The sequence below is a fragment of the Peribacillus sp. Aquil_B1 genome (assembly GCF_022603275.1).
Taxonomy (GTDB): Bacteria; Bacillota; Bacilli; order Bacillales; family DSM-1321; genus Peribacillus.
On the sequence record NZ_JAKXEE010000008.1, the window covers coordinates 51,859 to 62,769 of the forward strand.

The following is a 10,911-nucleotide window of genomic DNA, read 5'->3' on the forward strand; positions in this document are numbered from 1 at the left end:
TCGAGTCTACAGTTATTTAAAGGCTTGTTCAATTTGAACGTTGATTTACCCCTCAAGATGCTCGCTTTCCGAGGCCGGTCCGCCCTCGGCGCCTTTGCTGTCTCCCCTTGACACGCTTTTCCCGCCGAAGTCTTGCACACCAATTTCAATCAAGTTTGTTTTAACATTTAGATGGGACCCCCTTTTGTTACACAAAAAAGGAGCTGCCAAAGCAGCTCCCTTTTTGAAGCAAGGTACCTTCTCCAATTCATGTACAGTCATTGAAAGATGATTGTCCCTTTTGTCACTTCCATCACTGCCAGTTTGTGTGAAAGACCCCTGCTAAATCACGTCGCTCATAGGTATGTGCCCCAAAATAATCACGTTGTGCTTGCAGGAGGTTAGCATTTGAGATGCCTGTCCGATAACTATCGTAATAAGTAAGTGAAGAGCCCAAACATGGGAACGAGATGCCAGAATTTATTCCCTCACAGACAACCTTTCGCAATCCCACCTGGTACTTTGCAACCTTTTCAGCGAAATATGGTGAAATCAATAAATTGGCCAGATGCGGCTGCTCTTGATAGGCTTCGCTAATGACGTTTAAAAATTCTGCCCGAATGATGCAGCCGCCTCGGAAGATAAGCGCAATATCCTTTAAAGGCAAATCCCAGCCGTTAAGTTCTGAACTCATTTTATATTGAGTGAAACCTTGCGCATATGCACAAACTTTGCCCATATATAATGCTTGCCTAATATAGTCAATCCACTCATTTTTATCTAATTGTTGCTGAACGTTCTCAGGCCCTGTTAGAATGTTTTCTGCATGAACCCTTTCTTCTTTTAAAGCGGAAATGTAGCGGGCAAACAAAGACTCTGTAATAATCGATGCTGGTATACCGTTATCAATAGCTTGCATGCTGGTCCATTTTCCTGTGCCTTTTTGTCCTGCTTTATCAAGAATCACATCGATCAAGGGTAAGCCTGTTACTTCATCTTTCTTCCTTAAAATTTCCGCTGTGATTTCAATTAAATAGCTTTTCAGTTCGCCTTGATTCCATGTTTCAAAGATGTCAGCAATTTCATTAACTTCTAAATGCAGTTTTTCTCTTAAAAACGTATAAGCTTCGGCGATTAATTGCATATCCGCATACTCAATCCCGTTATGTACCATTTTCACAAAATGACCTGATCCTTTTGGACCGATATAGGTACAGCAAGGATCATCATTTACTTTGGCTGCGATTTTTGTCAGGATTGGAGCTACTTTTTCATAGGCTTCCTTATCTCCGCCTGGCATGATTGAAGGTCCTTTTAACGCCCCGACTTCTCCACCGGAAATACCAATTCCTACATAACTGAATCCTTTAGATTTCAATTCATCATATCTGCGTTCAGTATCTTCGTAATGGGAGTTACCACCGTCCATGATAATATCGCCTGATTCAAGGTGAGGAAGTAATGAAGTGATCACCGAATCGATCGCTTTACCCGCAGTCACCATTAGAAAAATCTTTCTTGGGGTTTCAAGTGATTGAACAAAGTCTTGGATTTCGTAATACGGATGGATCGACTGACCGTCCAATTCAGCAACAAGCTGATCCGTTAAATCTCTTGTGTAGTTATAGACAGCCACTTGTTCCCCTTTACTAGCCATATTTAACGCGATATTACTGCCCATTACCCCTAAACCAATGACACCAATTGTATTGTACATTTTATTTCTGCTCCTTCTATGTAAGAATAATAGGCAGTAAATCCCAGCCATAAGTGGGGGATTTACTGCCGGGAAAGGCCTATACAAATAAGCTTAGTAATAGAATAAATCCTAATCCAGCTACTGAAATGATCGTCTCAAGCAACGTCCACGTTGCAAATGTTTCTTTCATGCTTAAACCAAAATACTCTTTAAACATCCAGAAACCAGCATCGTTAACGTGTGAAGCGATTAAACTTCCCGCTCCTGTAGCAAGTACAACTAGAGCAAGGTTAACGTCCGTCTGACCTAACATCGGAATAACTAAACCAGCTGTCGTTAAGGCTGCAACGGTAGCAGATCCCAATGAAATACGCAGGATTGCCGCGATGATCCAGGCAAGCAAGATCGGTGATAATGAGGTTCCTTTGAATAATTCAGCTACATAGTCACCTACACCGCCGTCGATCAATACTTGTTTGAAGGCTCCGCCGCCTCCAATGATCAAGAGCATCATTCCGATATGCAGAATCGCTGATGTACAAGATTCCATAATATCTTTCATTGGAATCTTTCTTGCTAATCCCATTGAATAAACCGCAAATAATAAGGAAAGCAACATGGAAGTACCTGCTTCGCCAATGAAACGGATAGCTGCCAGTAAACCATTATCTTCAAATCCCATTGTTTTTTGCATCAAAGTGATAATCGTAGCAATTGACATTAATATAACCGGAAGCAGGGCGGTAAATACACTGATCCCAAATCCAGGTGTATATTCAAGTTTAAATGATTTTTGTTCTCCTAAAGAAGCAATGCTGCCTGTTTTCGTAAATGATTCAGGTACTAATCTTTTGGCTATCTTCGTAAATACTGGTCCAGCCAAAATAACGGTTGGAACGGCAATGATGAAGCCGTAAAGTAAAACCTGACCAATGTCTGCACCATATTCACCAGCAATAACGGTTGGTCCTGGGTGCGGCGGTAAGAAACCGTGTGTTACGGATAATGCCGCTACCATTGGAATACCAAGATACAATATCGAAACTTTTAATTCTCTTGAAATCGCAAAAACGATTGGAATCAATAATACTAAGCCCACTTCAAAAAATAGTGCGACACCGATAATAAATGACGCTGCCACGACAGCCCATTGAATATTCTTTTCACCGAATTTTTTAACAAGGGTCATGGCAATGCGTTGCGCTCCGCCTGAATCTGCGATTAACTTACCCAACATCGCTCCAAGTCCAAAGATTAACGCTAAGTGGCCAAGTGTTCCGCCTAATCCAGCTTCAATGGTTTTGACAATTCCGTCAAGTGGCATCCCAAGTGCTAAAGCCACTCCAAACGATACAATGATCAAGGAAATAAAGGTGTTTAATTTTAAGCCCATTATTAAAATTAATAAGGCGACAATTCCTAAAGCGACAATAACTAATGGCATTGTAATCCCCCCATGTCTTTACTTTGCAGCATTTATTAAGTTTCTTTGATAATCCGCAATCTGTGTATATTCGTTTTCCAATACCCTTGATAGGTTAATGAAAATCGGCAGCAGCTGCCTATATTCTTTTACAGAATCAGCTTTCGGTGTGTGCTTGTGGGTATTGCCTATCATTTCAGAAACGACTTCGAAGGAATCAATTTCCCCAGTGGCATATAATCCTAATATACAAGCACCCAGGCACGAACTTTCGTAGCTTTCTGGAACCACGACTTCCGATTCGAAGATATCGGACATCATTTGCCGCCAAACAGCTGACCTTGCGAAGCCTCCTGTAGCTTGAATTCGGGTCACGGGACCGTCCATGCATTCGGTTAAGGCTAAAAATACTGTGTATAAATTGTAAATGACTCCCTCTAGAGCCGCTCGAATCATATGTTCTTTCTTATGCGACAGTGTTAATCCGAAAAATGAACCCCGTACGTCCGGATTCCATAATGGTGCACGTTCACCTGCAAGATATGGATGGAATAACAATCCATCTGCGCCTGGTCTTACGCGTTCGGCAATTTTGGTCAAGACTTCATAAGCGTCGATTCCGAGTCTTTTAGCCGTTTCCACCTCAGAAGAAGCAAATTCATCGCGGATCCAGCGAAGGACCATCCCGCCATTGTTTACCGGTCCGCCAATCACCCAATGCTTTTCCGTTAAGGCATAGCAAAAGATTCTTCCTTTTTCATCTGTTTTCGGCTCGTCAATAATCGTCCGAATCGCACCGCTTGTCCCAATCGTGACAGCGATTTCACCTTTCCGGATAGCGTTTACACCTAGATTTGAAAGGACACCATCACTTGCCCCAATGACAAAAGGGGTTTCTGGGTCAATCCCGATCTGTTTGGCTAAATCCGGGTCACAGTTGTTAAAGATTTTGGTTGTTGGTACGAGTTCAGACAATTGATCACGCGTTATTCCAGCAATTCTTAGGGCTTCCTCATCCCAATCCAAATTTTTGAGATTCAACATGCCCATCGAAGAAGCAAGGGAATGATCGACAACATATTGATCAAAGAACTTTTTAAAGATATATTCTTTAATCCCGATATACTTTTTAACATGGGTTGCGATCTCCGGGCGATCATTCACGATCCAGGTAATCTTGGATAATGGTGACATCGGGTGAATCGGTGTTCCGGTTCGCTTGTAAACTTCATGCCCATCTAAATCATCCTTTATTTTATGGGCCCAAGCTTCACTGCGATTATCTGCCCAAGTGATGCAAGCGGTTAGCGGCTGGTCATTTTCATCCATAGCTATAACACTATGCATCGCACTGCTAAATGAAATAAATGATGGTTTTTTATCTGGATGCTTCTTCGTTATATTTGAAAAGGCTTTCAGAACAGCCTGGAAAATCTCCTCAGGGTCTTGTTCCGCCGTTGTCATATCCGGTGTGTAAAGAGGATAGCCAATATTCTCTTGCTGGATGACATCGCCTTTTTTCGTGAATAATACAGCTTTTGTACTTGTTGTACCGATGTCTACTCCTAACATATAGCTAGTCATTTTCTTGTTCGACTCCTTTTGAAAGCATCTGTTGGGCCATCCATAAGTCTTCCACTTTTCCTTGAACATCATCAAAGTTTTCATGTAACGACTTAATCATGATGTCTCGATCTTTTGTTTTGATCGCATCAATATAAAGTTGATGATTATTTATGATCCGTGTAAAGTCTTCATACTTTTCTTTAAAACGACTGCGCATGGATAGAAGAATAAAACTTTCCATCACAGGTTTTAAATTATCCCAGATCATCAGGATGTAGGAATGATCGATGGATCGAATGATCGTTTCATGGAATAGAACATCCTGATAGGAAAACTCATCAGCATCCAGGTATTTTATGGACACTTTCATCATTTCCAATATTTTACTAAGTTCCATTACTAATTCATTCGTGTTCAACCTTACTAGACGTTCAAATACAAACGTTTCGATGAGTATACGTACATCATAGATTTCTGCATACTTTTTTTCTGTTAAACCAATGACAACCGCACCCATTCTTTCTAATCGGATGATATTTTCAGAGGCAAGTATTTTTAACGCTTCACGAACTGGTGAGCGGCTTACACCGAAATCAGCAGCTAATTTATTTTCAGATAGGATGGCACCGCTTTCAATCATCCCCGAAATAATACGCATTCTAAGCTCGGATGTAACACGATCACCAGCTGAAGCTTTTGAAAGCCATTTTGCAGGATAAAGAAATTCCTTTGATTCAGCCATATATTCACCTTCCCTTAGAGTTCAAGTACACTTGTATACAAGTATTATAATCTTAAAATAATTAGTAATGCAAGTTTTTTGAATTCAACTAGATTCTCGTTCATAGAGGCAAAGTTTATTGGGATTTTAGCAGGTTCTGGGGGAAAAAAATGAATAGAATTATGGAATGGTAATATTTTATTCTTTTGGGATTAACCGCTACTGCGAACGACTGTATGAATGAATCAGAACGTCATTTTGGGCAGATTTTGCCCGTTGGTTAGCGCCCTATTAGTAATTGCACGTTACTGGCCGGCTAATATAGGTTGCTACTCGAGGGGATCTAGCTGCCTTCCTAAATTTTCTTAGATAGCCCTCATTCACCTATTAAAAAAACTACCATTGATAAACCTGCTTGGGTTTGGCTTCGCCATGAGACATGTATCCCTGGCCTTGAGACCTCCTTTTGTCTTTTGTCTTCGGCTTAGCCTTGTTCTCTTTGACTTGCTTCTAGGTCTTGTTGTGATATCGAGCGAGCACAGGTCGCTACTCGCAGCGATTTAGCTGCCTTCAGTACTATCGTAGGTTGCCCCTCACTCACCCCTTTATATTTCTTTAGTCCTGAAAGGTGTGTTCTTCTCAAACACATACGCTTTCATTCACCTGGGTGTTTGTTTCATTGCTTGCCTAAAGCAGCAGCTGATTGGAATTTCTGGAGGTACATTCAATTTCATTGGTGGTACAGCATCAATTATTATACGGATTGCGATTGGCTTCCTGGCCAAGGGCGGTGATTTTGCTCCTGCACCTCCCCTTATTGCTTGTATAACCTTCGCAGGATCACTGTCCTACATTTTTCTTTGTTGGAAAAATCGAACGGGTTCAGGATCTTGCTGCTTTTGATTTACGGAATGGTAAGAAGTTATCGAGCTAATCATGAATGCGTAGAATATCTACAAACAACAAAGCAGTGCATCCCGAAAATTGAGATCACTGCTTTGTTGTTTGTAATTCAAAGGAGGAGGAAAGAAAAATTCTTATACTCTAGAGGCCTGTCTCTTGGAAAGGCTAAATCATATAGAAGCTAAATGCAGTAATTATTGCTAAAACAAGCTTTTTGCAAAAGTCCGATAAGGAGTATTATATAAACTTATGTGGATCATCCATTTATTTTTTCCATTTCCACAGCCATTATCCGGCAGTTTTTAGAAGCTTTTAATTTTGTCGATATCTACTCAGAATTTGTAGATATTTCTCGGGAAATTGTTGAAATTTGAAAATAGTGATTCCGATTAGGTGGAACAAAGGAATTTCTACTTTTGATTTGACTGCCTTAGGTTTAAATAGTTATTAACGGAAATTAACACTGAATATCGTAAAGGAAAAGACATTGAAATCTTTTTTTATTGAAGTAATGTTTCGTAATTGGTTTTTAGTTGTTCAGTTTTAAGTTATGACATATCGTATCGTTTGTCAGTTAGATGTTCATTTCACGTGTAGCTGTGAGTTCATTGGTTAAAAAACAAGCTCCCTTTTAATTGAATGAGAACATGAGTTAAATTGTCATATGTATCGGGTAGCGCTATCGTTTAGGGAGCTGCCCGTATCGCGTAACACTTTAAGCGTTTTGATGTTGGATAGAACAAAGGTATTTAAATTTACATATTTTAACAACAATTCTCATTTATTTTGCATCTCCATTTCTTTGGAAGAGGGTTCTTATTCATTCGGATGTATATCATGTCGCATATCGGACCTTCCTTTCTAGTAAAGATGAAGGTTCTGTGGATTTATTTTCATGTTATATCGCCCAGCGATACGATACACAAAAAAGAACCGCTAAGGTTCTTTCTTGAGGAACACTATTGAGGACATAGATCTTGCTGGAGTTGGGAAACCGTTGGTTTAAGCTGTGACATATCGTTTGTCAGTGGACGTTCATTTCAAGCGCAGCTGCGAGTTCATTGGTTTATAACAATTCTCATTTATTTGTTTGGAATTACGGGGTAAGTTGTCATATATATCGGGTATCGCTATCTCTGTTTCATTGGTACCATCTAATCTATTTTTTTTGATACACAAGATCTTTAGCTGTACCCTCTAGGGACTTGTCCGTATCGCGTAACGCTATGTGCGCTTCGATGTCAGCTTGAATAAAGATAGGCAACCACCATCTTAAAAACTCATATCTGTTTCGTTCTAAGTTTTGATCATACTTTTGAACAGTGGGTGTGCATCCTTACTTCTTCTTCCACTTCCTTAGAAAAGAATACTCGTTCATTCGGATGTATATCATGTTTGCATATCAAACGCCGCTATTCTATTAAACCTAAGGGTTCAAATCTATTTGCAAGTTATATCGCCCAGCGATACGAAACACACAAAAAAGAGCCAATCAATCCCTGCTGGAGCACCTCTAGTAAGGGTGAATCTTGAAGGCAAGTTTTCAACCTCCTCAAACCCCCTTTTTATCAAACAAGCTTTTTTGCTGCTTCAAATTGTGTATTTTGTTTTAGATGCATATCGCTTAAACAAATCTCCAATGAATTTCAATTGAGCCTTTGGTAGAACGTCCGATACATTAGTATCGCCGAGCATTTAGATAAAAGGTGCCAAATCCTGTAAAGTTGAAATATTCTTTCTTCATTCTGTTTTTCAGATACGTGAATCATATATGGCACTATGAATTTTTTAAAGTTTTGTGGATTCGCATCTCAATGCTTTTTTCCATCATTATTTATTTAAAAAATATCTATCAATTGTTTCTTCATCAATACATTGCTTCCACCAATCAATACCCAGCTAGGAAAAAACCATAACAGTTCCCTTATTTTCTGAATATGGAGAAAAGCCCCCGCCATTTTTCGGAACGTTTTTGTATAGTCACTTCTAAACGTTTATTAAATTCATTTTGTGAACTCCATTCTCTTTTCTGTTCGTCCCGCATATTTTGTATTTCCTTTTGTAAGAGTTCACTTTTTTGTTTTTCTTGTTCCAGCAATGTTTCGTAATGGATATTTTGTTGTTCAGTTAATTGTTCAATTTTAGAATTAGTTCTTTGCGCTGAATTTCCAATACTAGAACTTATAACATGATGATCTTGCTGGAGCCGGGAAACCTTTGTTTTAAGCTGTGACATATCGTTTGTCAGTTGGACATTCATTTCACGTGTGGCTGCGAGTTCATTGACTAAAAACATTAAGACCTCGTTTAATTGATTGGGGTCGTGGGGTGAATTTTCATATGTATCGGGTATCGCTATCTGTGTTTCATTGGATCCTTCTAATTTTTCTTTTTGTTGATATACAAGGTCTTTAGCTGTATCGTCTAGGGGCTTGTCCGTATCGCGTAGCGCTATAAGCGCTCCGATGTCAGATTTAACAAAGATACGTCGATCTCCATCTTTCAAAAACTCATATCCATTTCGCTCTAAGATTTGACCATACTTTCGAACAGTGGGAGTTGCAATCCCCACTTCTTCCGCCACTTCCTTGGAAGAGAAAGCTCGTTCATTCAATTGTATATCACGTCGCATATCGGGCCTCTTTTCTATAACTAGTTGTATCTGTAGTCTACCTGACCTTAAATTTTCTGTCTAGATAAGTATTGCCTATCTAGAAGTCGTTAGGGATAGCGATAAGATTTCCTTTTCCCTCCTCTGTTTCCATATAGAATTAGATCATCCACCGATATTCTATCATCGCATGCTTTCTAGATTAACTTTGTGCATTTTCTTTCGAAGTGCTCAATAAAGTAGAATTCCATCCTAAATTCATCAGCTCTTTTACATAACCGGCTCTGAGTCCTTTTCTACTAAAAGTGGCCGTCCGATTATTGAAACCAAGTCCATTCACTAATATAGCTTTGACTTGTTTTATAAGAACTTCCGATTTGTTTCTTGTTTGATTATATTAGCCTTCCGTAGCATTCAAATTGATGAAAGACTCGTGAAAATACTGATAAGATTAAGCAAAAAGAAATAAAACTTCAGTGAATCTTCCTTTCTGGTTTGGATGGTTGTGGAGATTCCTCTTACACCAATTTAGACCGATTCTATTATTTTTTTACACTAAAAAAAGCTCGACCCAAATGGCACATAATATGCCCTTTGGGTCAGCTCCTTTTCTCATTATTTCATCAGCTTTGCTACTGGCTTCGAAAGAAGCAATAAAACAATACCTAAACCAATTGTTACAAAACCAATTACACTGAAGATTTCCAGGTAACCTAAAGACTGCGTATATGCAGCTAATTGGCCGGCTACCATATTAGCTACCGCGGAACTTGCCAGCCATACTCCCATTAGAAGAGAGGCAAGCTTGATTGGAGCAATTTTACTTACCATTGATAAACCAACTGGTGAAATCATTAATTCGGCTAATGTATGAAGGAAATACGTGACAATCATGAACAGGATGTTTACTTTAAGCGCTGTATCGTTTCCTGTATACATAACAGCAGGAAGCAGTACTAAGAAACCTAAACCAACAGTGACTAAACCAAGAGCCATCTTCGTTGGAGTTTTTAAGTCACCGCGTTTTGAACTGCCAAGCTTGTACCATAAAGCAGACATAATCGGCGCTAAAATCACGATGAATAATGGGTTCAATGATTGGAACCAGGCAGTTGGAACCTCAAAACCAAATACATTCCGATCAATTTGGTCATTAGCATACAATGTCAATGAACTTCCTGCCTGCTCGAAAGCGGCCCAGAACGCTATAACGAAGACTGCCAAAATAACGATGGCCGCTGTACGTTTTTGTTCTCTTTTCGTTAACGGTGCAGCTGATTTTTGACCAGCTGTAACTTCCGGTTTGCCAGTAGGTTCTTTACCGATATCACCCAAATAGCGATTGCCTAATAAGTTGAAAACTAACTGACCTACAATCATGCCAATTGCTGCTGTCAAGAACCCATATTTATAGCTCATAAGCCCAACTACTAATGGTGCGAAGAAAGCCCCAACGTTAATACCCATATAGAAGATGGTGAAAGCCCCATCACGACGCGGATCGTTGTCTTCATAAAGATCACCAACAATTGTCGAGATGTTTGGCTTGAAGAAACCATTACCGATAATCAATAAACCAAGACCAATGTAAAGAGCAGCCAAACTCTGACTTGCGAATAGCGAAAAGTTACCAAGCGCCATTAAAATACCGCCAATCGTAATCGCCAATCTTCTGCCTATGAAACGGTCAGTCAAGTATCCGCCAATCATCGGCGTAATATAAACGGCACCAGTAAAGAATCCGTATATACCCATAGCCGTAGTTTTGTCGACTCCAAGCCCGCCGTTTACGACAGTTGCCGTTAAGTAAAGAACAAGAATTGCCCTCATTCCGTAATAGCTGAAGCGCTCCCATGCCTCAGTAGCGAACAGCATATACAGTCCAGGAGGATGCTTCTTCCTGGGCTGGTTTGACTCGTTTGACTGCTGAACATCATCTTTTAATAGTGCTTGCATAATAAAGTCCCCCTAAATATGGTTAAATATTAAACCTTCACCTATCGTTTACA

Annotated in this window: 7 protein-coding genes; all 7 read right to left on the minus strand. The window is 39.8% G+C overall.

Annotation, left to right across the window (positions count from 1 at the left end):
- Positions 1 to 45: 45 nt before the first annotated feature.
- The 7 genes from MPH60_RS26170 to MPH60_RS26200 all read right to left on the minus strand — a co-directional run bounded on the left by MPH60_RS26170 (position 46) and on the right by MPH60_RS26200 (position 10,858).
- Complete coding sequence (locus MPH60_RS26170) at positions 46 to 261, minus strand: hypothetical protein (RefSeq protein ID WP_241593781.1); 216 nt, start codon at positions 259 to 261, stop codon at positions 46 to 48.
- 31 nt (positions 262 to 292) lie between these two features.
- The gene (gene gnd / locus MPH60_RS26175) at positions 293 to 1,696 is read right to left on the minus strand and encodes a decarboxylating NADP(+)-dependent phosphogluconate dehydrogenase (protein WP_241593780.1); all 1,404 of its coding nucleotides are present in this window, start codon (positions 1,694 to 1,696) and stop codon (positions 293 to 295) included.
- A 79-nt stretch (positions 1,697 to 1,775) separates the two neighbouring features.
- Positions 1,776 to 3,122, minus strand: coding sequence for a GntP family permease (locus MPH60_RS26180; RefSeq protein ID WP_241593779.1), 1,347 nt, complete (start codon positions 3,120 to 3,122; stop codon positions 1,776 to 1,778).
- 18 nt (positions 3,123 to 3,140) lie between these two features.
- The gene (gene gntK / locus MPH60_RS26185) at positions 3,141 to 4,685 is read right to left on the minus strand and encodes a gluconokinase (RefSeq protein ID WP_241593778.1); all 1,545 of its coding nucleotides are present in this window, start codon (positions 4,683 to 4,685) and stop codon (positions 3,141 to 3,143) included.
- The gene (locus MPH60_RS26190; protein ID WP_241593777.1) at positions 4,678 to 5,409 is read right to left on the minus strand and encodes a GntR family transcriptional regulator; all 732 of its coding nucleotides are present in this window, start codon (positions 5,407 to 5,409) and stop codon (positions 4,678 to 4,680) included. The genes gntK and MPH60_RS26190 overlap by 8 nt, the downstream gene beginning before the upstream one ends.
- Before the next feature lie 2,806 nt (positions 5,410 to 8,215).
- Positions 8,216 to 8,923, minus strand: coding sequence for a hypothetical protein (locus MPH60_RS26195; RefSeq protein WP_241593776.1), 708 nt, complete (start codon positions 8,921 to 8,923; stop codon positions 8,216 to 8,218).
- A 594-nt stretch (positions 8,924 to 9,517) separates the two neighbouring features.
- Positions 9,518 to 10,858: a peptide MFS transporter gene (locus tag MPH60_RS26200; protein ID WP_241593775.1), complete on the minus strand. Its 1,341-nt coding sequence runs from the start codon at positions 10,856 to 10,858 to the stop codon at positions 9,518 to 9,520.
- Between the last annotated feature and the right edge of the window lie 53 nt (positions 10,859 to 10,911).